The 21,269-nt window shown below is 69.3% G+C and carries 20 protein-coding genes; 16 read left to right on the plus strand and 4 right to left on the minus strand.

Features of this window, described 5'->3' with window-relative positions:
- Positions 1-25 precede the first annotated feature (25 nt).
- Entirely contained in the window at positions 26-2,821 is a 2,796-nt protein-coding gene (locus ABD830_RS01495; RefSeq protein WP_344984404.1) for an FAD-binding and (Fe-S)-binding domain-containing protein, read from the plus strand.
- A 378-nt stretch (positions 2,822-3,199) separates the two neighbouring features.
- Here ABD830_RS01495 and ABD830_RS01500 read toward each other — a convergent pair whose 3' ends face one another.
- Positions 3,200-3,877, minus strand: a complete 678-nt coding sequence (locus ABD830_RS01500; RefSeq protein WP_344984405.1) for a 2'-5' RNA ligase family protein — start codon at positions 3,875-3,877, stop codon at positions 3,200-3,202.
- Positions 3,877-5,082 carry a helix-turn-helix domain-containing protein gene (locus ABD830_RS01505; RefSeq protein ID WP_344984406.1) on the minus strand — a complete coding sequence of 402 codons (1,206 nt, stop codon included), beginning with the start codon at positions 5,080-5,082 and terminating at the stop codon, positions 3,877-3,879. Before ABD830_RS01505 ends, ABD830_RS01500 begins: the two co-directional genes overlap by 1 nt.
- Positions 5,083-5,316: 234 nt before the next feature.
- Between ABD830_RS01505 and ABD830_RS01510 the strand changes: the two genes are divergently transcribed.
- The 9 genes from ABD830_RS01510 (at position 5,317) to ABD830_RS01550 (ending at position 15,251) form a co-directional block, all read left to right on the plus strand.
- Entirely contained in the window at positions 5,317-5,658 is a 342-nt protein-coding gene (locus ABD830_RS01510) for a hypothetical protein (protein WP_344984407.1), read from the plus strand.
- 493 nt (positions 5,659-6,151) lie between these two features.
- Positions 6,152-6,286, plus strand: coding sequence for a hypothetical protein (locus ABD830_RS01515; protein WP_344984408.1), 135 nt, complete (start codon positions 6,152-6,154; stop codon positions 6,284-6,286).
- Positions 6,286-7,407: a methyltransferase domain-containing protein gene (locus ABD830_RS01520; RefSeq protein WP_344984409.1), complete on the plus strand. Its 1,122-nt coding sequence runs from the start codon at positions 6,286-6,288 to the stop codon at positions 7,405-7,407. Before ABD830_RS01515 ends, ABD830_RS01520 begins: the two co-directional genes overlap by 1 nt.
- A gap of 313 nt (positions 7,408-7,720) precedes the next feature.
- Positions 7,721-8,233, plus strand: a complete 513-nt coding sequence (locus ABD830_RS01525; RefSeq protein ID WP_344984410.1) for a SigE family RNA polymerase sigma factor — start codon at positions 7,721-7,723, stop codon at positions 8,231-8,233.
- Positions 8,230-9,420, plus strand: coding sequence for a TolB-like translocation protein (locus ABD830_RS01530; protein ID WP_344984412.1), 1,191 nt, complete (start codon positions 8,230-8,232; stop codon positions 9,418-9,420). Before ABD830_RS01525 ends, ABD830_RS01530 begins: the two co-directional genes overlap by 4 nt.
- A 99-nt stretch (positions 9,421-9,519) precedes the next feature.
- Positions 9,520-10,047 carry a PadR family transcriptional regulator gene (locus tag ABD830_RS01535; protein ID WP_344984414.1) on the plus strand — a complete coding sequence of 176 codons (528 nt, stop codon included), beginning with the start codon at positions 9,520-9,522 and terminating at the stop codon, positions 10,045-10,047.
- Positions 10,044-10,736 carry an ABC transporter ATP-binding protein gene (locus ABD830_RS01540; protein WP_344984415.1) on the plus strand — a complete coding sequence of 231 codons (693 nt, stop codon included), beginning with the start codon at positions 10,044-10,046 and terminating at the stop codon, positions 10,734-10,736. The genes ABD830_RS01535 and ABD830_RS01540 overlap by 4 nt, the downstream gene beginning before the upstream one ends.
- Positions 10,733-12,946 (plus strand): FtsX-like permease family protein, encoded by a 2,214-nt coding sequence (locus ABD830_RS01545; RefSeq protein WP_344984416.1) that lies wholly within the window; start codon positions 10,733-10,735, stop codon positions 12,944-12,946. Before ABD830_RS01540 ends, ABD830_RS01545 begins: the two co-directional genes overlap by 4 nt.
- A 7-nt stretch (positions 12,947-12,953) precedes the next feature.
- A complete protein-coding gene (locus ABD830_RS01550; protein WP_344984417.1) occupies positions 12,954-15,251 on the plus strand; it encodes a penicillin acylase family protein in 2,298 nt (765 codons plus the stop codon).
- 12 nt (positions 15,252-15,263) lie between these two features.
- On the opposite strand, the gene ABD830_RS01555 is transcribed toward ABD830_RS01550, so the two are convergent.
- A complete protein-coding gene (locus ABD830_RS01555) occupies positions 15,264-16,760 on the minus strand; it encodes an FAD-dependent monooxygenase (protein WP_344984418.1) in 1,497 nt (498 codons plus the stop codon).
- A gap of 75 nt (positions 16,761-16,835) precedes the next feature.
- Here ABD830_RS01555 and ABD830_RS01560 point away from each other — a divergent pair, with 75 nt between their 5' ends.
- The 5 genes from ABD830_RS01560 to ABD830_RS01580 all read left to right on the plus strand — a co-directional run bounded on the left by ABD830_RS01560 (position 16,836) and on the right by ABD830_RS01580 (position 20,000).
- Complete coding sequence (locus ABD830_RS01560) at positions 16,836-17,447, plus strand: TetR/AcrR family transcriptional regulator (protein ID WP_344984419.1); 612 nt, start codon at positions 16,836-16,838, stop codon at positions 17,445-17,447.
- A gap of 172 nt (positions 17,448-17,619) precedes the next feature.
- Positions 17,620-18,054: a hypothetical protein gene (locus ABD830_RS01565; protein ID WP_344984420.1), complete on the plus strand. Its 435-nt coding sequence runs from the start codon at positions 17,620-17,622 to the stop codon at positions 18,052-18,054.
- Positions 18,051-19,280, plus strand: coding sequence for an NRAMP family divalent metal transporter (locus ABD830_RS01570; RefSeq protein ID WP_344984421.1), 1,230 nt, complete (start codon positions 18,051-18,053; stop codon positions 19,278-19,280). Before ABD830_RS01565 ends, ABD830_RS01570 begins: the two co-directional genes overlap by 4 nt.
- Entirely contained in the window at positions 19,277-19,654 is a 378-nt protein-coding gene (locus ABD830_RS01575) for a hypothetical protein (RefSeq protein WP_344984422.1), read from the plus strand. Before ABD830_RS01570 ends, ABD830_RS01575 begins: the two co-directional genes overlap by 4 nt.
- Positions 19,641-20,000, plus strand: a complete 360-nt coding sequence (locus ABD830_RS01580; RefSeq protein ID WP_344984423.1) for a PRC-barrel domain-containing protein — start codon at positions 19,641-19,643, stop codon at positions 19,998-20,000. The genes ABD830_RS01575 and ABD830_RS01580 overlap by 14 nt, the downstream gene beginning before the upstream one ends.
- Before the next feature lie 81 nt (positions 20,001-20,081).
- On the opposite strand, the gene ABD830_RS01585 is transcribed toward ABD830_RS01580, so the two are convergent.
- Entirely contained in the window at positions 20,082-20,645 is a 564-nt protein-coding gene (locus ABD830_RS01585) for a hemerythrin domain-containing protein (RefSeq protein WP_344984424.1), read from the minus strand.
- Positions 20,646-20,786: 141 nt separating this feature from the next.
- Here ABD830_RS01585 and ABD830_RS01590 point away from each other — a divergent pair, with 141 nt between their 5' ends.
- A complete protein-coding gene (locus ABD830_RS01590) occupies positions 20,787-21,212 on the plus strand; it encodes a nuclear transport factor 2 family protein (protein WP_344984425.1) in 426 nt (141 codons plus the stop codon).
- The last annotated feature ends 57 nt before the right edge of the window (positions 21,213-21,269 follow it).

The following is a 21,269-nucleotide window of genomic DNA, read 5'->3' on the forward strand; positions in this document are numbered from 1 at the left end:
GCGATGACTTCAAGGGAGCTCCACCGTGACTGATCCTGACTCGCGGCGGCTGGGCGCGCCCGACCAGGCGACCCTGGCCGCGGTGGAGGCCGCCGTGCCCGGCATCGCCCGCACCCGGGCGAGCGACCGGCTCGGCATGGCGCACGACGCCTCCCACTACCTGCTCACCCCTCAGGCCGTGCTGGTGCCCGAGAGCGCCGGGCAGGTGGCGGCACTGATGCGCGCCGGCCTGCCGCTGACCTTCCGCTCGGGCGGCACCAGCCTGAGCGGGCAGGGCGTGAGCGAGCACCTGCTGGTCGACACCCGCCGGCACTTCCGCGGCATCGAGGTGCTCGACGACGGGGCGCGGGTGCGGGTGCAGCCGGGGGCGGTGCTGCGGCAGGTCAACGCCCGGCTCGCCCCGTACGGCCGCAAGCTCGGCCCGGACCCGGCCAGCGAGTCGGCCTGCACGATCGGCGGGGTCGTCGCGAACAACTCCAGCGGCATGACCTGCGGCACGCACGCCAACACGTACCGGACACTGGAGTCGATGACCTTGGTGCTGCCCAGCGGCACCGTCCTCGACACCGGAGCCCCCGACGCCGACGAGCGCCTGCGCGCCCTCGAACCCGACCTCGCGGCCGGCCTGGAACGGCTGCGTGACCGCGTCCGCGGCAATCCCGACTCGGTGCGTCGCGTCACCGCCCAGTTCTCGCTCAAGAACACCATGGGCTACGGCCTCAACAGCTTCCTCGACCACGACTCGCCCGCGCAGATCCTCGCCCACCTGGTCATCGGCAGCGAGGGCACGCTGGGGTTCGTCGCCGAGGCGGTGCTGCGTACGGTCCCCGCGCACCCGCTGGCCGCCACCGGCCTGCTCGTCTTCCCCAGCCTGCGCCAGGCGATGGCGGCGATGCCCGAGCTGGTGGCAGCCGAGCCCGCCGCCGTCGAGCTGCTGGACGCCGAGTCCCTGCGGGTGGCCCAGACCGACCCCAAGGCCGACGACGTGCTCCGCACGCTCGCCGTTCAGGAGCACGCCGCGCTGCTGATCGAATGGCAGGAGTCCGACGCCGATCTGCTCGCCGAGCGCGAACACGCGGCCGAGCGCGCGTTCGCCGGGCTGCGGCTCGCGGCGCCCGCCCGCCTGAGCAGGGACGCCGGCGGCCGGGCCGCGCTGTGGCACATCCGCAAGGGCCTGTACGCCTCCGTCGCCGGCGCCCGCCCCAGCGGCACCACCGCCCTCCTGGAGGACGTCGCCGTGCCGGTGCCCGGACTGGCCGACCTCTGCGACGAGCTGACCGACCTGTTCGCCAAGCACCGGTACGAGCGCAGCGTCATCTTCGGCCACGCCAAGGACGGCAACCTGCACTTCATGCTCAACGAGCGCTTCGACACGGACCTGCGGCGCTACGCCGACTTCACCGAGGACATGGTCGAGGCCGTCCTGGGCCGGGGCGGCACGCTCAAGGCGGAGCACGGCACCGGCCGCGTCATGGCGCCCTTCGTGCGCCGCCAGTACGGCGACGAGCTGTACGAGGTGATGCGCGAGGTCAAGCGCCTGTGCGACCCCGCGGACACCCTCAACCCCGGCGTCCTCCTCACTGACCGGGACGACGCCCACCTGCGCGACCTCAAGGCCGTCGTCACCGTCGAGCCCGAGGTCGACCGGTGCGTCGAGTGCGGCTACTGCGAGCCCGTCTGCCCGAGCCGCGACCTCACCACCACCCCGCGCCAGCGCATCGTGCTGCGCCGCGAACTGGCCGCCGCCCACGAGGCGGGCGATCACGCGCTCGCCCGCCAACTGGAGGAGGAGTACGGCTACGACGCCGTGGACACCTGCGCCGTGGACGGCATGTGCGCCACCGCCTGCCCCGTCCTCATCAACACCGGCGACCTCACCAAACGCCTGCGGGCCGAGCGGCACGGGCGCCTGGCGCAGAAGGGCTGGAAGACCGCCGCCGGCCACTGGGACGGCATCACCCGGGCGATGAACCTGGCCCTGGACACCGCGGCCGCGGCCCCGCCCCGGCTCGCCGAGGGCGCCAGCCGCGCCGCCCGCTCCGTCGCGGGCCCCGACGCGGTCCCCCAGTGGACCCGCGACCTGCCCCGCGGCGGCACGCGCCGCCGCCCTGCCCCCGTCACCGGAGCCGACGCGGACGCCGTCTACGTCCCGTCCTGCCTGAACACGCTGTTCGCCCCCGCCGACGGCGGCCCCGGAGTCATGACCGCGTTCCGGCGCCTGGCCGAGCGCGCCGGCCTGCGGCTGCACGTCCCGGAGGGGATCGGGAGCCTGTGCTGCGGCACGCCCTGGTCGTCGAAGGGCTACACCGACGGCCACGAGGCGATGGGCCGCCGCGTCAGCGACAGCTTGCTCGCGGCCACCGACGGCGGCCGCGTCCCGGTCGTCAGCGACGCCGCCTCCTGCACCGAGGGCTACGGACATCTCGTCCCCGGCCTTCAGGTGATCGACGCGGCCGCCTTCACCGCCGAGCACATCCTGCCCCGGCTGCCGGACGCCCGCCGCCTGCCCTCCCTGGCCCTGCACCCCACGTGCTCGTCCACCCGGCTCGGCCTGGACGCCGCCATCACCCGGATCGCGCAGGCCGTAGCGGAGCGGGTCGTCGTTCCCGACGGCTGGCAGTGCTGCGCCTTCGCCGGCGACCGCGGCCTGCTCCACCCGGAGCTGACCGCCTCGGCCACCCGCGCCGAAGCCGCGTCCGTGGCGGCCGGGGACTTCGCCGCGCACGCCTCGGTCAACCGCACTTGCGAGCTGGGCCTGACCCGCGCCACCGGCAAGCCGTACCACCATCTGCTCGAGCTGCTCGACCAGGTCACCGCGTGACGGCATAGTTTCCTGCCTCCTCCGCGTCCTTGCTTGGTGACACAGGCAAGGAGGCCGGGTGGATCCAGATCGTGAAGCGGAGTTCCGGACGTTCATCGCAGCAGCGCCGCGCGCCCACTCGATTGACCTTTCCGACGCATCTTCCGACTGCCGCCGCACCCACTCTTCCAGAGCGGAGTTCACCACCTTCTTTCGATTTCCTCGGTTGGGGGTCTGCGGGTTGCTCGCTTGGCATCACCTCCTTTCAGCGGATGGCGTGCGGCCACTTCATCGCTTTCCTGACGTTCCTCCTCCCTGGTGAGACCGCGTCTCAGCGACGGCGCACGGGGGAACGCGAAGCCCAGAGTGGCCGGACGGGCTGACCGTTCGCCCCCAGGCTTATTGCCCGGAGAGCGGTATGCGGGAAATCTCTTGCCATACATACGCGCGTTGCCGTCGCTCAAGCAAGACGAGCGAAGTTTCCTTGACCGCGACGTCGGCGGAGGGAAGAGCATGTAGTTTCTCGACTGTTGCAATAGCCTCTGCTGCGGGAATATCGGCAGTATTGCAGTAGGCTATTGTCACGTGCGGATTGAATTTGGAATCTTTGATGGGCGCATCCGGATGGACCGAGAGAGTTGCCTCGCGAAGGATCTCGCGAAGATTTCTGATCGGGCCGCCAGGCGAAGCGCTAAACCCGAGCGCGCCGGGGGTGCCACCCAAAGAGTCGATGGAAATGTTGAACGGCGCTATTTCCCTGCAAGCACGCATCGCGGCAGCTTCGATGAGACGTAGCTGAGTCGACGTCACCTCGCGCTCGAGCGCAATCCTGTCGAGCGTGAGATGCAAGCCGCTTTCAGGGATCAAATCATAATAAGGAAAGGAGATTGCTTCCTGGCATTGCTTGACGAGGGGCCGCAGTTGCGGCGACGCCTCGAACGTCAGGTACCAGTAATAGGCACGCGGGGCGGCGGGGCGATCCCAATGGTTGGTGAGATATCGAAGCGTCCGGAAACGCTCGTTGACTCCGTCAACGTTGGAAGAATTGCGAAAATCATCGTGGCACGGTTCGCTCATCAACGCACTTCCCGTGCATATATCGCATCGCGAATGTCGCTGAATCTACCCGCTTCGCCCCATCGTTGAGCAGCTAGGCGAGCAAATTCCATAGCGCGCTGCTGAATCGATATTATCGGACGATCTGCCGAAATATTTAGCGCATCAAGAACGAGATCCTCAACGTGTTGCAGATCGGCTTCTTTGGAGGAAATCAGCGAAACGGCGTAATCTATCATAACGAGAGAACGACTCCAAGGCGACTCCGACTTATTAATGTCAGGCAGAGCTATTTTTATGTATTGCTGAACCTTTTCCGGCATTCCAAGCGACACGTAGGCGGTTGCCGCATTGCTCGCTATTTGGGCCGAGCTGTAGCATTCAAACGAGATGCTAGAAGGAAGCCCTTTGGGGGACTCATTGCACGACACGAGATCGTATGCTTGATCGATAGCACGATGAACGCCTTCGGCATCTCCAAGTTTTCCCAATGCCCGAGCCATGCAATTAATTGTAAGCCGCACGCCCTGTGGCCCAGAATTCGCATAGGCCAGGCCGTCTAGCGCCAGGCTCAGCGCCTCATCGTATTTCCGAGCGTAGTATTCGCAGAAGCTTTGCATACCTCGCGCCCAAGCCTGTAGGTTAGAATCTTGCGCGAAGTCGCCAAGCTGGAATGCTTCAGCACAGTACGCTCGCGCCAGCGGAAACCTACCGCGTCCGACAGCTATGTAACCGAGTATGCCCGATGTCCCGCACGCGATTTCAAACAGCTGCTGACGCTCCCTCGGATGACTGCATTCGTCAAGAAGAGTATCTATCCAGGTTCGCTGGCGGAGGAGAGCAGGAACAAGATCCGAATGATCTAGCTGGTCGTATCGGAATATGATATCACCGAGGTTGTCTCTTAGCTGGCGAATTATCTCTGGGCTGACTGCTCTATTTAGTCTGTCGATGCGACTGAGCACATCAGTTATATCTTCTGATATCTTCAAGCCTGGGCGGCTGAGAACTTTATGGTCTGGTGCGGACGGCGCTAGAGCCACCAGTTCGCCCTTTGCCCCGAGTGCTCTATCGAGTGCCGTTGCGATGGCCAAGCTGGGCGTGCGTCGCCCGTTTTCGAGATCGGAAATATAGCTTTTGCCAACGTTGGCTAGGCGGGCTGCGTCACGGATGGACATATCGCCACGTAGGCGTCGAAGTGCCGCGCCGAAGGTTTCTATGCCCATGCGGTGCTCCCTGCCCTGTCCGCGCCCTGCCCGCGAGTGCTGCGGACACCTCGCGGACAGCCAACCCCTAGACCATGGCTTCCGGTATTAGCAACGTTATCCCCGTGGGCTGCTGTTTTCCGCACCCTCGCCATAAAAGGCGGCCCCGGCCCGGTGCGCTAACACCGGGGGATCCGGAGCCTTGATCAGGAATCGAGGTCCTGACCCATGCAGAAGCCTAGCTTCCGAGGAGGCATGGACGCCTTGACCAGGCCACAAGTGCCCTCCTTCGACAAGCTGGACGTCGAGATCAGCGGCATGTTGATCTTCGTTCCGAAGAACACGGTGAACCTGTATCTCGTGCAGGCTTACGTCAACCCTGTCCAGCCCGACCAGGTCTCCGGATCGATCCTCACGACCGATCTCATGTTCGCCTGGACGTGGTTGATCGAGGGACTCGCCGAGGGCGGTTGGGGCGAAGTGGTCGCGTTCGACGTGGCGATCAAGAAATGCCCCCGCTGGCGCCGCAACCTGGGCAGAATCGACGGGCCGACCAAGCACCCCAACCCGCTGCGGCACACCCCCGTCGAGCCATGACCGCGCCATGCAGGTCCCGCCTTGAGTGGGCCCCGTACAACTCGCACGGGACGCGAGCAAGGATCAAGGAGTTCGTCACCTGGGGGTCCGTCGAGTATGAGCAGTGCATAGAGGGCGGGTCGTACCTGATCCGGCGGACAGAGCGAAACAGCGACACTGGAGTGCGCACGGTCATGGAGATCGGTCGTGGCATGACGCGGATCCGCGTGCTTGATCTCTGGCAGTTGATCGTCAGCGGAGATGCGAGCTAAACATTCTGCACGGTGTGCGCCGCACATCATTCGCCATCATATCCAAAGGAGGCAAGAAAAAGGTTTAGCCAAAAAGGAAATCATTATCCCGCTTCGCACAAGTGGGATAATGGCGCTTTTTCAAAAATGGACAACAGTGGCTAGGGGCCCAATTTTCTCACCGAACAGCTGTATCGACGCCAAGGCTTAGAAGCTAACGTGGACCCAGAGCGGACGTCGAACCGCATGGCGGAAGGAGTATCATGGGCAAGGACAAGGACGACAAGGACGACAAGCCCGCACCGAAACATGCAGGCGAACAGAAGAAAGACGTACCATTCAAGCCGAAAGAACCGACAGGGCCGGAGAAGAACGGCAAGGGCGGCGGAAGGCACTAGTGAATCCCGAAGAACTCAATGTTGCGATGGTCAACGCTTTGGCCTCCAACGGTGAGTTGACGGATGAGGCATGGCGGGCAGCATTGCTCGCCGTGCCCCGTCACCTTTTCGTGCCGGCGGTTGCCTGGGCCGCACCGGACGACGCCCCCGGCTACCTGATCGATCGGGCGAGCAATCCCGACGCATGGCTCAAAGCGGCCTATGCCGACCATGCGATCATCACGCAATTCGACGACGGGGCCACCGAGATCAGCAAAGGGCCAGGGCGCTATACCTCGTCCCTGTCGGCTCCGGGGGTTGTGCTGGACTTCCTTGAACTTCTCGGGGCCGACACGAACGATCGGGTGCTGGAGATCGGCACGGGGCCAGGATGGACGGCTGGTCTGCTGACGCATCGGATCGGTGAGGGATGTGTGACAAGCGTAGAGATCGATGAGGAGGTGTTCTCGACAGCAGTCGGCAATCTCAGGGAGGCTGGCCACCGACCACACTTGGTGCGAGGCGATGGTGGACGAGGATGGGTCCGGGGGGCTCCCTACGACCGTGTCCATGTCACCTGTGGCGTGTTCGAGGTCCCCTATGAGTGGGTGCGGCAGACACGGTGTGGCGGGGTGATTGTGCTGCCGTGGATGCCCCGTTATGAGCCTGGGTATCAGTTGCGGTTGTCAGTTGGCCCGCATGGTACGGCATCCGGGAATTTCACGGGGTACGCCGGGTACATGCTGCTAAGAAGCCAGCGCGCTGCTCCTCCACCGTTTTTTGAGGCAGATTTTCGGTCCAGGTCCACGGAGATCGATCCGGTGACGGTATTTCGCGCAGGGTACGGCGCGGACGTGGCCATCGCTGGAATGTTGCCCGACATCGCTGCAAGTGTGGACAGGGAGAACGGCTTTCAAGTTTGGCTGTGGGCCGGTGATTCCAAGGCTTACGTATCGGGCCTTGAAGTCTGGCAAGCCGGGTCCCGCAACCTGTGGGATGAGGTAGAGAGGGCTTTTTCCCAGTGGACGGAATGGCAAAGGCCCGAACTGGGCAGGTTCGGGATGCGCGTCACACCCAGCGGCCAATATGTGTGGCTGGACTCTCCGGACAACCCTGTCACGCTACCTGAGTCGATGCGTTGATCTTCGCGCCTCTCCACGCAGCTTGTGAGAGCAAGAGATGGGCCTGTTCTCGCGCGGCCAGTGAGCCACTGTCAGTAACTGGAGATCGCCTTGTGCGACACCGAAATGGTCCAGTTGTGCTCGCGATGAAGTAGGGCGCACGCTCCCCTGGCCCTGCGCAGGCCGCGCAGGCGACACACGAGCTCGGCCTGACCCGCGCCACCGGCCGGCCGTAACCACCATCTGCTCGAGCTGCTCGACCAGGTCACCGCGTGACGGCATAGTTTCCTGCCTCCTCCGCGTCCTTGCTTGGTGACACAGGCAAGGAGGCCGGGTGGATCCAGATCGTGAAGCGGAGTTCCGGACGTTCGTCGTCGAGCGTTCGGCGGCCCTGTTCCGTACCGCCTACCTGCTGACCGGGGACCGTCACTCCGCCGAGGACCTCGTGCAGTCGGCGCTGACCAAGACGGCCGCGAACCTGGCCAGGCTGCGCGATCTCACCGCCGTCGAGGGCTACGTCCGCCGCGCCATGTACCACGAACAGGTGAGCTGGTGGCGGCGGCGCTCCAAGGCGGCCGAGGTGTCCACCGATCACCTGCCCGACCAGGCCGACGACGGGCACGCCGATGTCGCGGACCTGCGGCTGGTGATGCGCTCGGCGCTGGCCCGGCTGACGCCTCGCCAGCGCGCCGTCCTCGTGCTGCGTTACTTCGAGGACCTGCCGGAGAGCGAGATCGCCAAGGTGCTCGGCATCAGCGTGGGGTCGGTACGGAGCCAGACCCACAGGTCGCTGGAACGGCTGAAGAAGGTCGCCCCCGAACTGAGGACCATGAGGGAGCCCGCGTGAACATCGAAGAACTGCTCCGCGAGACGTTCGCCGACATGTCGCGCGAGGAGGAGCCCCCACCGCCCAGCCGATACCTGCGCGCGCGGCCCGCACGCCGACGCGTCTGGCGGCCGGTGGCGGCGGCCGCCGGGGTGGCCGTACTCGTCGCCGCCACCACCGTGGTGATCCAGCGGGCCGTGCCGAACAAGCCGGACGGCCCGGTGGCCGCCGACATGAGCCGTCCCGTGCCGGTGTCGGAGCTGTGGCCGCGTGCCACGCACGTCCTGTCGAAGCAGCTGCCGAACGGCCTCGCCTACCGCCCGGAGGCGTTCCTCGACGAGCACACGCTGCTGGCCAGGACCGGCAAGGGCGACACGGTCTGGTGGTCGTACGACGTCCGCACCGGCACCGTGAAGCGGCTGGTCGCGTTCGTGCCGCCGCCCAGGACGGACTACACCTCGCCCGTCGTGCTCAGCACCGGGCGGCTGCTCTGGTACACGGTCTCCTCGGGGAAGGTCAAAGGCCTGCTCGACATCTGGACGGCCCCGGTGACGGGGGGCACGGCTCGCAAGGTCACCTCAATCCGCCAGAGCATGAAAAATGGCGACATCGACCTGATGACCGTCGTGGACGACAAGGTCGTCTGGTCGCGCTTCACCGAAGGCGGCATCTACCAGGCCCCGCTCTCCGGCGGCGCCCCGGCCCCGATCCCCGGCACCGAACGGTTCCACCTGCTGCAATGGCCCTGGGCGGGAGCGCCCAAGAGCCTCGCCGGCGAGCCGTCCGATCCTCAGCCCACGTTCCGGCGCCTGGTCAACGTCGTGACAGGAGAACGGCGCGACGCCAGGACAGATGACGGGACCTGCTCGCTCACCTGGTGCGTCAACCGGGCGGCCGCGCAGGCGTTCCGCCGTGACGGCTCCGGCCGGCACGTCCTGACCGCCAGGCCGGTGCCGGTGGGGCCGCCCATTCTCGACCGCTTCCTCGTGCTCACGCGGGACTCGTCCCCGGCCGACAACCGCCTGTTCCTGTACGACCTCAAGACCCGCAGGACCGGCGATCTCTTCAGCTTCAAGAGCCACATGCCCGACAAAGCCGCCTCTGACTACATGGAGGCCGTCACCATCGACCACACCACGCGCTACGTGCTCACCTACAACCTCGGCGACAAGCGGGTGGTCATCGATCTCCCCGCCATCCCGGGATAGGGATCACCCGCGGGCGGGACGGTGCTGCCGCGGAAGACGAGCTCGGGAGCCAAGAGCCTTATACGTCGTGAATATACTCTCGGTGTATAATCTCCGGGCATGAGCGTCCCTCTAGCACTGCTCGGCCTTCTCGAGCGGCAGCCGAGCCACGGATACGACCTGAAACGCGACTACGACACCTACTTCGGCGGGGGAAAGTCGCTCCCCTTCGGCCAGGTGTACTCCACGCTCGCCCGCCTGACCCGCGACGGCAAGATCACCGCGGGGCAGAGCGAGCCGGGCGACGGCCCCGACCGCAAGCGCTACGCCATCACCCCGGTCGGCACGAGCGAGGTCGAGGCGTGGCTGGCCGAGCCGGTCGCGGCCGAGCCGTACCTGCAGACGGTGTTCTTCACCAAGGTCGTGCTGGCGCTGATGCTGGGCCGCGACGCGGCGGGCTACCTGGACGCCCAGCGCGCGACGCATCTGCGGCGCATGCGGGAGCTGACGGAGATCAGGCGCGAAGGCACGCTGGTGGACACGCTCCTCGCCGACCACGCCCTGTTCCGCCTCGAAGCCGACCTGCGGTGGATCGACGTCACCCAGGCCCGGCTCGAGGCGCTGGCGGAGACGGTGCGCAACCGATGATCGTCAACGCTCTGCTGCGGGCCGAGGGGATCAGCCGCTCCTTCGGCAGCACGCCCGCGCTGCGGGAGGCCAGCCTGTCGGTGACCGCGGGCGAGGTGCTGGCCATCATGGGGCCGAGCGGCTCCGGCAAGTCGACGCTGCTGCACTGCCTGGCCGGGATCTTCACCCCGGACAGCGGCGAGGTCTGGTTCGACGGGCGGCGGCTGGACACGCTGGACGACAGTCGCCGCAGCGAGCTGCGGCGCACCGCCTTCGGTTTCGTCTTCCAGTTCGGCCAGCTGGTGCCCGAGCTGACCGTGACCGACAACGTGGCGCTGCCGCTGCTGCTCGGCCGCGCCAGGCGCAAGGACGCCTACGAGCGGGCCGCCTCCTGGCTGGAGCGGCTGGAGCTGGCCGGCCTGGGCGGCCGGCGTACCGCGGAGCTGTCCGGCGGGCAGGCGCAGCGGGTGGCCATCGCCAGAGCGCTGGTCACGCGGCCGCGGGTGATCTTCGCCGACGAGCCGACCGGCGCGCTCGACTCGCTCACCGGCGAGCACGTGATGGACCAGCTGGTGGGCCTGGCCCGCGAGGAGGGCGCCGCCGTGATCGTGGTGACGCACGACGCCCGGGTCGCCGCCTGCGCCGACCGGGAGGTCGTCGTGCGCGACGGCAAGGTGACCGACCCGTACGCCAGTGGGATCGTCCGATGATCTCGCTGGGTCTGCGGTTGTCGGTGCGCAGCGGCAGGGAGACGGCGGCCCGGCTGGCGCTGATCGTGGCCGGGGTGGCGGTCGGCGTCGCGGTGCTGCTGGCCACGCTGTCGCTGTTCAACGCCTTCCAGGCCACCTACGACCGGCCCTGCTGGGAGTGCACGCAGGGCACGGCGCCCAGCGGCTGGGCCCTGGACGCCACCGCCGACGGCGCGCTGTGGAACCTCCGCGAGGACTACTACGCGGGCCGGATGATCAAGAGGCTCGACGCCGCCGCGCTCGGCGCCCGGGCGCCGGTCATCCCCGGCCTGCCGGGGATGCCCGCCCCCGGCCGCTATTACGCCTCGCCCGCGCTGGCCAGGCTGCTGGACTCGGCGCCGCGCGAGCAGCTCGCCGACCGCTTCCCCGGGGAGCGCGCGGGCCTGATCGGCCACGCGGCGCTGTCCGGCCCCGACGAGCTGGCCATCGTGGTGGGACGGACGCCGCAGGAGGTCGCCGCCATGATCGGCACCCGGCAGGTCGACACCGTCGCCACCGAGCCCGCGGTCGACGACAGCGCGGAGGTCTACCAGGTCGGGTTCGGCATCGCCGCGATCGGGCTGATCGTCCCGCTGCTGGTGCTGGTGGGCACCGCCACCCGCCTGGCCGCCGCCCGCCGCGAGGGGCGTTTCGCGGCGATCAGGCTGGTCGGCGCCACCTCCCGGCAGATCAACGTCCTCGCCGCGGTGGACGCCGCGCTGGGCGCGCTGCTCGGCGCGCTGGCCGGTGTCGTGCTCTTCCAGCTCGTACGCCCGGCCGTCGCCGAGGTGCGGATCACCGGTTCGCGCTTCTTCCCCGAGCTGGCCGTCCCGAGCCCCAGCCAGTACGCGGCCGTGCTCGCCTGCGTGCCGCTCGTCTCGGCCGGCGCCGCCCTGTGGTCGCTGCGCCGGGTCCGGATCTCACCGCTCGGCGTGGCCAGGAAGGCCGCCCCGCCGCCGCCGAAGGCGTGGCGGGTGATCCCGCTGCTGGCCGGGCTGGGGCTGTTCGCAGGTCCGGCGTTCAAGGAGGGCAAACCCGACGCTTTGCTGGCCGACACCGGGATCGCGCTCATCATGGTCGGGCTCGTGCTGGCCGGGCCGTGGCTGACGATGCTGGCCGCCCGCCTGGCCGCCCGGCTGACCCGTGGCGCGGCGACGCTGCTGGCCGCGCAGCGCCTGGCCGCCGACCCGAAGACCGCCTTCAGGTCGGTGAGCGGGCTGGTGCTGGCGGTGTTCATCGGCACGACGATCGCGGCCCTCGTCCCCACGGTGGTCAAGGGCCAGCAGGCCGTGGCCGGCGGCACGCTCAACGGCGTGCTGGGCGCCACGCTCTACCGGCCGGGCATCGAGGGGCTGTCACCGCGGGCGGGGGCGGACCTGCTGGCCCGGCTGCGCGCCGACCCCGGCGTGGACGTACTGCCGATCTACGCCAGGGCGGACCTGGACAAGCTCCGCCCGACGCCTGACGGCCCGCCGCCCGCGACCTCCGTCGTCGAGTGCTCGGGCCTGGCCCGCTTCCCCGTGCTCGGCCGGTGCCCCGCGGGCGCGCAGGCCGTGCTGGGCCGATTCGACCGGATCGTCGGCGCCGACAACCCGCTCACCATCGACAGGCTCCTCCCGCTGGCCGGCCCCGCCAGCGAGTCCACTTCCGCGACGGGGCTCGAGCTGAGAGCCGTCATGGTCCGCGCGGGCGACACGGCGACACTGGAGCGGCTGCGTACGCTGCTGGCCGGCTACACCGCCGAAGCCCCGATGACCTTCGCCGAGATCGCCCAGGTCAGAGCCGACCTGTACGTCCGGGCGGAGAACATCGCGCTGGCCATGGTGGCGCTCACCCTGGTCGCCGGCGCCTGCAGCCTCGTGGTGGCGGTCGGCGGTGGCCTGGTGGAGCGCAGGCAGCCGTTCACGCTGCTGCGGCTGGCCGGCACGCCCATCCGCACCCTGGCCACGGTGGTGCTGTTGGAGTCGGCGCTGCCGCTCGTGCTGGCCGCCGTGCTCGCCGCCGGCGCCGGCTTCGGCGTGGCCGAGCCGTTCATCGACCAGCTCGCGATGAAGGGCGCCTCTCTGGCGATGCCCGGGCCCGTCTACTTCGCCTCCCTGGGCGGCGGCCTGGCCGCCTCCCTCCTGGTGATCCTCACGGCCCTGCCGCTGCTCCGGCGCATGACCGCGCCCGACAACGCGCGTTTCGAATAGGAGTCGTATGAAACACATCCTGACCGCGCTGGCCCTGGTCGCCGCCGCCCTGGTGGCGTTACGCCCCGGCGCGCCGGCCCTGGCGGCGGACGGCCGCTACTCCGCCGAGATCCGCCGTACCGAGTACGGCCTGCCCCACGTGTCCGCCAAGGACTACGGCGGGCTCGGATTCGGGTACGGCTACGCCTTCGCGCAGGACAACCTCTGCGTGCTGGCCTCCTGGGTGGTGACCCTGCGGGGCGAGCGGTCCAGGTACTTCGGCCCCAAGGCGGACTCCGACGACCCGGTCCGGCCGGTCGCCAACCTGGTCAGCGACGTCTACTACAAGAGCGTCGCCGACTCCGGCGTCGTGCGCCGACTGCTGACCCAGCCGCCGCCGGTGGGCCCGAGCGACGAGCTGCGCCGGCTCGTCGACGGCTACGTCGCCGGGTACAACCGCTATCTGGAGCAGACCGGGGCCGCGAACCTGCCGGACCCCACCTGCCGGGGCAAGAGCTGGGTCGGCCCCATCACCGCCACCGACATCTGGAACAACATCCTCGACCTCGACCGCATGGCGAGCGGCTCCCAGCTCAAGGAGTTCATCGTCGGAGAGGCCGAGGCCGAGGGGGCGCAGCCGGGGCCCGCTCCGGGCAGCAACGCCTGGGCGCTCGGCCGCCGCGCGACCCGTGACGGCCACGGCATGCTGCTGGCCGACCCGCACTTCCCCTGGAACGGGATCCGCCGCTTCTACCAGGTGCAGCTGACCATCCCCGGCGTGCTCGACGTCTCCGGCGGCAGCCTGTACGGCATGCCGGTCGTCCAGATCGGTCACAACGCGACCGTGGCCTGGACGCACACCGTCTCCCACGCCCAGCGCTTCACCCTCTACCGGCTCGACCTCGTGGACCCCACGAGCTACCGCGTGGACGGCCGGACCGAGCCGATGGGCCGCCAGCAGATGGAGGTCACCCTGCAGGACGGCACCGTCGTGGAGCACACGCTCCTCACCTCACGCTACGGCCCGGTGCTGGCCGCCGGCCACACCGACAAGGTCGCCTACGCGCTGGCCGACGTCAACGCCGCCAACCTGCGCGCGGCCGACGAGTGGCTGGCGATGGCGAAGTCGCGGAACCTCGCCGAGCTGAAGGCCGCCCAGGCCGCGCACCAGGGCATGGCGTTCGTCCACACGCTCGCCACCGACGCCGGCGGGACCGCCTACTTCGCCGACGCCTCGGTGGTCCCCCATGTCACCGACGCCCAGGCGGAGCGCTGCGCCAAGCCGTCGCCCATCCCGGGCCTGGAGGAGTACGTCCTGGACGGCTCGACCTCCGCGTGCCTGTGGGGCAAGGACCGCGACGCCGTCGTCCCCGGCATCTTCGGGCCGGCGAGCCAGCCGAGGCTGACCCGCGCCGACTACGTGGCCAACTCCAACAACACCTCCTGGATGACGAACCCGTCGGCGCCGCTGACCGGCTACCCGCGCGTGTGGGGCAAGGCGCGCACCGACCTGGAGCCGCGCCCCCGCGTCAGCCTGGACATGATCGCCCAGCGGCTGTCCGGGACCGACGGACTCGGCGCTCCCGGTTTCACCTTGGAGACGCTGCAGGCCACCTCGCAGGGCAAGCGCAACTACACCTTCGAGCTCATGCGCCCGGACCTGCTGAAGCTGTGCCGTACTGACTCCGAGCCGACCGCCTCCGACGGCACGCAGGTCGACGTGGGCGAGGCCTGCCGGACGCTGGCCGCCTGGGATGGGCGCGCCACCCTGGACGGAGAGGGGGCCGTCCTGTGGCGTGAGTTCTTCACCCGGCTCGAGCGTCCGACCAAGCCGGGAGACCCCGTGTACAGCCCGTGGCGGGTGCCGTTCGATCCCGAGCATCCGCTGACCACCCCGCGGGGCCTGAAGCACGACGACCCGGTGGTGCGCCAGGCCCTGGCCGACGCCGTGCTCTACTTCCAGACCAACGGCATCCCCCTGACCCTCACCCCTGGCCGGGCGCAGCATTACTCCTCGATCCCGATTCCCGGCTGCACCGAAGGCGAGGGCTGCTTCGACAGGGTGCGCATGCGCGGCCGGCTCGGCGCCGACGGCCGCTACCCGGAGGTGGACACCGGTTCGAGCTTCATGATGGCCGTCGAGCTCACCCCGGACGGCCCCCGTACGCGGACCATCCTGACCTATTCGCTCTCCACCAACCCGAGCTCGCCGCACCACACCGACCAGACGGCCCTGTTCTCGCGCGGCCAGTGGGTCACCGAGCGTTTCACCGAGGCCGAGATCGCCGCCGACCCGAAGCTGACCACGGCCACGGTGCGCGGGTGAGGCACATCGCTCTCACGCGGGCGGCAGCCAGGCGCGGAGGGCGGCCGTCAGGGTGACCGTGTCGGCGGGGCCCGGGCCGGACGCCCACGCGACCGTCCCGTCCGGCCGGATCAGCGCGGACGCCAGGTCGTCGCGATCCCGTACGGTCACCTCGGCCACGTCCAGCGCCCCGCGCCACGGCTGCGCCGCCTCGGCGGCCTCGGGCTGGAACGGCGCGTGGACGAGGAGCGGCCGCCCCGACCCGCACAGCTCCGAGAGCGTGCGGGTCCCGCCCGTGCCCGTCACCAGCCGCAGGTCCGGACAGGCGCGACCGGCCAGCGGGTGGGTGGCGGGGTACGGGAGCTCGTACCGGGTGCCGAGCCCGCTCAGCATCCGGCCGAAGTAGCGGTTGACCTCCAGGAAGTCGAGCAGGTCGGACACGATGTCCCGCATGGCCGCCACGTGCGCGCCGGGCAGCAGCAGCGCGGACTGGGCGCGCGTGTTGTGCAGGACGGCCGCGCCGACGGGGTGGCGTTCCGCGGTGTAGGTGTCGAGCAGGCCCTCCGGCGCGCGCCCGGTGACCGTGGCGGCGAGCTTCCAGCCCAGGTTGACGGCGTCCATGAGGCCGAGGTTGAGCCCCTGGCCGCCGTTCGGCGAGTGGACGTGCGCGGCGTCGCCCGCCAGCAGCACCCTGCCCACCCGGTAGGTGGCCGCCTGGCGCGCGCCGTCGGTGAACCGCAGCCCGCCGCGCACCTCCGGCAACTCGACGTCCACGCCCGTCACCCGGAACAGGCTTGCCCGCATCTCCTCGGCGGTCAGCGGCAGCCCGCGGTCCTCGGGGAACCCGTCGAACTCGACCGTCGCCACCATGCCGGGCGCCCGCATCAGCATGCCCGTGCCGGTCCAGCCCGATTCGGGCAGCTTGTCGAGGCCGGGAGCGTCGGTCAGGACCCGCCGTACGACGCTCGTGGGCTCCGTGCCGGGGAAGTCGAACCCGGCCAGCTTGCGTACGGCCGAACGTCCTCCGTCGCAGCCGACCAGGTACGGCGCGGACAAGCGTCGCTCTCCGTCCGGGGTGCCGACGGTGACGGTGACGCCGGAGTCGTCCTGGGTCAGCGCGATCACCTCGTGCCCACGCAGGACGGCGGCGGATGAGCCGCCGGTCAGCGAGGTGAGGTGTGCGGCGAGGACGCGTTCGAGGTCCGGCTGCCAGATCAGCGTGCCGACCCGGTCCGGCTCCTCCTGCAGCGCAGGGTCGATCTTGAAGATCTGGGCGAAGTGCCCCTTCTCGCTGCCGTGGTCGCGTGCCTTGTCGGCGAGACCCCGCTCCTGGTGCGCGGCCAGGGCCTCGCCGAGCCCACGGCGGCGCAGCGCCTCGGTGGCCAGTGCTCCGATCCCGCGGGCCTTGGGCTCGGCGCCCGGCTCGGCGAGCCGTTCCAGCACCAGCGGCCTGGCTCCGGCGAGCCGTAACTCGGCGGCGAGCAGCAGCCCCACCGGGCCGGCCCCGACCACGATGACGTCGGCGTCCATGGTCACTCCTCAAAACTAGACTAGACCGTCTCGTCTCGTAGACTAGACCACAGTCGTAGAAAGTGGGTACAGACCATGGCCGACCACCGCCCGCGCCGCTCCCCCGTCAAGCGCCGGGCCATCCTCGACGCCGCGATCAAGGTGTTCACGGGCCAGGGGTACGCCCGGACGAGCGTGGACGCGATCGCCGCGGTGGCGGGGGTGGGCAAGCAGACGGTGTACAGCCATTTCGGGGACAAGGAGCAGCTGTTCCTCGCCGCGATCCAGGAGGCCAGATCGGCGGTGGGCGCCACGCCGGCCGGAGGTCCGGTCCCTTTCAGCGGCGACCCCCGTGAGGACCTCGCCCTGCTCGGCGAGCGGATTCTCGACATCGCGCTCTCGCCCCGTGTGTCCGCGATGCACCGGCTGACCATCGCGGAGGTGGCACACCATCCGGAGCTCCAGCGCACGTGGCGGGGGAGCTCGGTGTCAGCGGACCAGGACGTGGTCGGCTACCTGCGGGAATGCGACGGCGACGGCCGGCTGCGGGTCCCCGATCCGGACAAGGCGGCACGCCAGTTCGCGCATCTGGTGATCACCGAGGGCCGGGTCGAGACGGCGTACGGGATGCTGCCGCTGCGGCCCGAACGGCGCCACGCCATCGCCGCCGACGCCGCCGACCTCATCGTCCGCGCCCACCGCCCCTGAACCGGACAGCGTGGCTTTACCGGCACCTGCCCCGACCTGCCCGGATGCCTAAACGGTCTTGACCGGGGCAGTGGCCTCCCATGAAGGACGAAGGGCTTGTCCTGCTGGCGGCGTGGGGGCAGTACCTGGCTCTGCTGGGCGTGCTCGCTTACGTGGTGCTGCGGCGGCGTGCATGACGAAAGTGTGGCCGGCGGTGCTGGCGGGTGTACTGGTGGTGGCGGGCTGTTCGAGCCCGGCGTGGAACGACCGTGACTACGAGCTGAAGGCGGCCTCGTCGGCTGAGACGGTCGGCTCGACGGTCGAGGTGGTGCGGCTGGCCGTCGGCGGCGACGGGCGGCTGACCCGGCCGTACCTGAAGGTGCTGCTGACGAACGCGGCCGAGCAGGTGCAGGGGGTCAACGACCAGTTCGGCGGCGTGCAGCCGCCGACCGAGCGGGCCGAGCAGCTGGGCGAGCAGTTGCTGAAGGTCACCGAACAGGCCGAGAAGGTCGTCTCGGGACTGCTGGTGGAGGTCAGGCGCGATCGCGTGAAAGATCCGTCCAGTGCGGTACGGGAGCTGACACAGCTCGGCGAGAGCCTGCAGCGCTTCCAGGATGAGCACCAATGAAGAAGTTCCTGGGCATCACGCTGGGCATCCTCACCGCGATCGGTGGTTTCGTGGACATCGGCGACCTGGTCGCCAACGCCCTGGTGGGCTCGCGCTTCGGCATGTCGCTGGCGTGGGTGGTGCTGCTGGGCGTCGTGGGCATCTGCGTCTTCGCCGAGATGTCCGGCCGGATCGCGGCCGTCTCCGGGCGGGCGGTGTTCGACCTGGTACGCGAGCGGCTCGGCCCGAAGGCGGGGCTGGCGAACCTGGGCGCGTCGTTCTTCATCCTGGGGATGACGGTCGCGGCGGAGATCGGCGGCGCGGCGCTGGCCCTGGAGCTGGCGACCGGCGTCAACTACCTGCTGTGCGTGCCGGCCGTGGCGTTCGCGGCATGGCTGGTGATGTGGCGGGTGAAGTTCGAGACGCTGGAGCGGGTCTTCGGGCTGGCCGGGCTGGCGCTGGTCATCTTCGTCGTCGCGCTGTGGCAGCTCGGGCCCGACTGGGCGCAGCTGTGGCACCAGGCCAGCCATCCCGTCCCGCCGCAGGACGAGGGGGTCCCCACCTACCTCTACTACGCGATCGCGCTGCTGGGCGGGGCGATGACGCCGTACGAGGTGTTCTTCTTCTCCTCCGGCGGGGTGGAGGAGAAGTGGACCCGCCGCGACCTGTCGGTCTCGCGGGCGAACGTGCTGATCGGCTTCCCGCTCGGCGGGCTGCTGTCGCTGGCCATCGCGGCGTGCGCGGCGACGGTGCTGCTGCCGGCGCACGTGCAGGTGGACTCCCTCGACCAGATGGTGCTGCCGGTCGCCCTCGGGGCCGGCCAGGTGGGGCTGGCGCTGGTGATCCTGGGCGTCTTCGCGGCCACGTTCGGCGCGACGCTCGAGGTGGCGCTCTCGTCCGGGTACTCCCTGAGCCAGTACTTCGGCTGGCAGTGGGGCAAGTTCGTCCGTCCCCGCGAGGCGGCCCGCTTCCACGCCACCATCCTCGTGGTGATGATCGTCGCGACGGCGCTGATCCTGACCACCGTCGACCCGATCATGGTGACCGAGTACTCGCTGGTGTTCTCGGCGGCGGCGCTGCCGCTGACGTACCTGCCGGTCCTGATGATCGCCAACGACCGCGACTACATGCAGGACAAAGTGAACGGCGTCTTCTCCAACACCCTGGGCACGATATTCATGATCCTTCTTGTCGCGGTGTCGATCGCCGCCATCCCGCTCATGCTGGCCACGAAGGCGGGCCAATGACCAGGGCCCGCGTGCTGCACGCGCAGCTGCACCTGCTCGACCGCCAGGTCGTGCACGACCGCGACGGCCGCCTGGTGTGCAAGGTCGACGACCTGGAGCTGGACTTCGACGACCAGGGCCGCCCGTACGTCACCGCCATCCTGATGGGCCCGCTCGCGCTCGGCCCGCGCGTGGGAGGCGTGCTCGGCAGGCTCATGGAGGGCGCCGCCCGCCTGCTGGGCGCCGAGGCTCCGCCCCGCATCCCCATGGCGGACGTCAGCCGCGTCGCCAGCGCCGTGCACGTCGGCGGCGACCTGGAACGTCCCGCGCTCGAACGCTGGGTCCGCACCCACCTCATCGAACCCATCCCAGGAGCCCGGCATGAGGCTGAGTGACCTTCTCGGCAGCCCGGTCCGCGACAGCTCGGGCGAGGTCGTCGGACAGGTCGCCGACGTGCGGCTGGTGCAGGACGGGCCGCTGCTCCGGCAGGTCCAGCACGCCTTCCGCGTCGCCGGCCTGATCGTCGTCGCCCGTCACACGGGACGCCTGTTCGGCTACGAGCGCGGCCCGGCCATCAAGGGCCCCTGGCTGGTCAGGGCCGTGGTACGGGCACTGCACCGCCACACGCGCTACGTTCCGTGGGAGCAGGTCGACCGGATCGACGGCGCCGACATCCTGCTGCGCGTGCCCAAGCGCGACCTGGCCCACGTCTCCGACCTGTACGCGGAGAGAACTTCCTGACGCGGCCGCCCTGTTCGGTCACCGACCGCTCGCGCGGATCCCGCCTGATCGACAGGCGGGATCCGCGCGTCCGGCCGGTCGCTAGGAACGTCCCCGGCCGCTGAGGGCGTCGCGGACGCGATCCACCAGGCCGGCCCCGGGCGCCAGCAGCTTGTTCGCCGGCGGGGTGTCCGGCGCCGACGGGTGCGGCCGGGTGGGGGCCAGTTTCTTGGCACGCTGCACCTTCTCCCCCAGCTCGACCAGCTGCTCGGGCGGGCAGGCGGCGCGCAGCTTCGGGAAGAGGTCGCCCTCCTCCTCCTGGAGGTGGTGGCGGATCTGGCGCATCAGGAGTTCGGTGGTGGGCCAGAAGTCGTCGTCGCCCGGCTCCAGCGCCTCCAGCCGCTTCATCGTCTCCTCGGCCTCGGAGTGCTCGGCGATCTCGTGGTCGGCGATCTCGTCCCCGCCGGGCACGTGCTTGCGTACGGCCGGATAGAGGTACTCCTCCTCGGCGACCGAGTGCCGTACCAGCTCGATGACCACCTGCTCGGCCAGCGTCTTGGCCTCGTCGCTGATGCCGCCCTTCATGTGCTCGAGCTTGGAGAACATCTGCTCGACCTCGCGGTGGTCCTTGACCAGGACCGCGATCACATCCTGCTGCGTGTCCACACGGACTCCCCTCGTTTCGCCTTTGCGGTGGGGATGTCCCGTTCCCCCAGGCAGCCGCCGAAACCTGCCGGCCGGGACGGCCTTGCCCAGAGATACCGTATGCTGTACGGTACATCGTACGGTTTAAAGAGAGGGGCACACATGTATCAGCCGAGCGGCGAGGAACTGAAGAGCATCGAGGCCTGGTTCGCCGAGTACGACGCGCTGGCCGAACAGGGCGCGATCGAGGAGCTGGCCGACCTGGCCGTCTTCCCGATGAACCTGGCCACCGACGTGCCCGACGGCTACGCGGCCGTACGGCAGTGGACGCGGGCGGAGTACATCGAGGCGATGAAGGAGGCCATGGGTGGCGGCACGGCGGGGCTGGATCTCCAGTCGAAGCGGACGCCGCGCTTCATCAGCCCGAACCTCGTGGTCGTGGAGACCGAGGCGACGATGACGATCGCGGACCGGAAGGAGAGCATGCACTACGCCGATCTGCTGGTCCGCACCGAGGACGGCTGGGCCTTCCAGACCATGGTCCAGGGCGGCTGGGGATACGGCTGGCCGGCCGCGAAACGCGGCTGACCGGCGGCGGCCGCCCGAGCCCGCCGCAGTCGCCCGATGTCAATGAGGTGCGAGGAG

The organism is Nonomuraea helvata (assembly GCF_039535785.1).
GTDB lineage: Bacteria > Actinomycetota > Actinomycetes > Streptosporangiales > Streptosporangiaceae > Nonomuraea > Nonomuraea helvata.

Excerpts from the sequence above, each read along its gene's own strand:
- ABD830_RS01590 (WP_344984425.1), top strand. The coding sequence starts at position 20,787 with ATGTATCAGCCGAGCGGCGAGGAACTGAAGAGCATCGAGGCCTGGTTC.
- ABD830_RS01510 (WP_344984407.1), top strand. The coding sequence starts at position 5,317 with ATGGACGCCTTGACCAGGCCACAAGTGCCCTCCTTCGACAAGCTGGAC.
- ABD830_RS01560 (WP_344984419.1), top strand. The coding sequence starts at position 16,836 with ATGGCCGACCACCGCCCGCGCCGCTCCCCCGTCAAGCGCCGGGCCATC.
- ABD830_RS01540 (WP_344984415.1), top strand. The coding sequence starts at position 10,044 with ATGATCGTCAACGCTCTGCTGCGGGCCGAGGGGATCAGCCGCTCCTTC.
- ABD830_RS01565 (WP_344984420.1), top strand. The coding sequence starts at position 17,620 with ATGACGAAAGTGTGGCCGGCGGTGCTGGCGGGTGTACTGGTGGTGGCG.
- ABD830_RS01515 (WP_344984408.1), top strand. The coding sequence starts at position 6,152 with ATGGGCAAGGACAAGGACGACAAGGACGACAAGCCCGCACCGAAACAT.
- ABD830_RS01535 (WP_344984414.1), top strand. The coding sequence starts at position 9,520 with ATGAGCGTCCCTCTAGCACTGCTCGGCCTTCTCGAGCGGCAGCCGAGC.
- ABD830_RS01575 (WP_344984422.1), top strand. The coding sequence starts at position 19,277 with ATGACCAGGGCCCGCGTGCTGCACGCGCAGCTGCACCTGCTCGACCGC.
- ABD830_RS01500 (WP_344984405.1), bottom strand. The coding sequence starts at position 3,877 with ATGAGCGAACCGTGCCACGATGATTTTCGCAATTCTTCCAACGTTGAC.
- ABD830_RS01555 (WP_344984418.1), bottom strand. The coding sequence starts at position 16,760 with ATGGACGCCGACGTCATCGTGGTCGGGGCCGGCCCGGTGGGGCTGCTG.
- ABD830_RS01580 (WP_344984423.1), top strand. The coding sequence starts at position 19,641 with ATGAGGCTGAGTGACCTTCTCGGCAGCCCGGTCCGCGACAGCTCGGGC.
- ABD830_RS01545 (WP_344984416.1), top strand. The coding sequence starts at position 10,733 with ATGATCTCGCTGGGTCTGCGGTTGTCGGTGCGCAGCGGCAGGGAGACG.
- ABD830_RS01505 (WP_344984406.1), bottom strand. The coding sequence starts at position 5,082 with ATGGGCATAGAAACCTTCGGCGCGGCACTTCGACGCCTACGTGGCGAT.
- ABD830_RS01550 (WP_344984417.1), top strand. The coding sequence starts at position 12,954 with ATGAAACACATCCTGACCGCGCTGGCCCTGGTCGCCGCCGCCCTGGTG.
- ABD830_RS01570 (WP_344984421.1), top strand. The coding sequence starts at position 18,051 with ATGAAGAAGTTCCTGGGCATCACGCTGGGCATCCTCACCGCGATCGGT.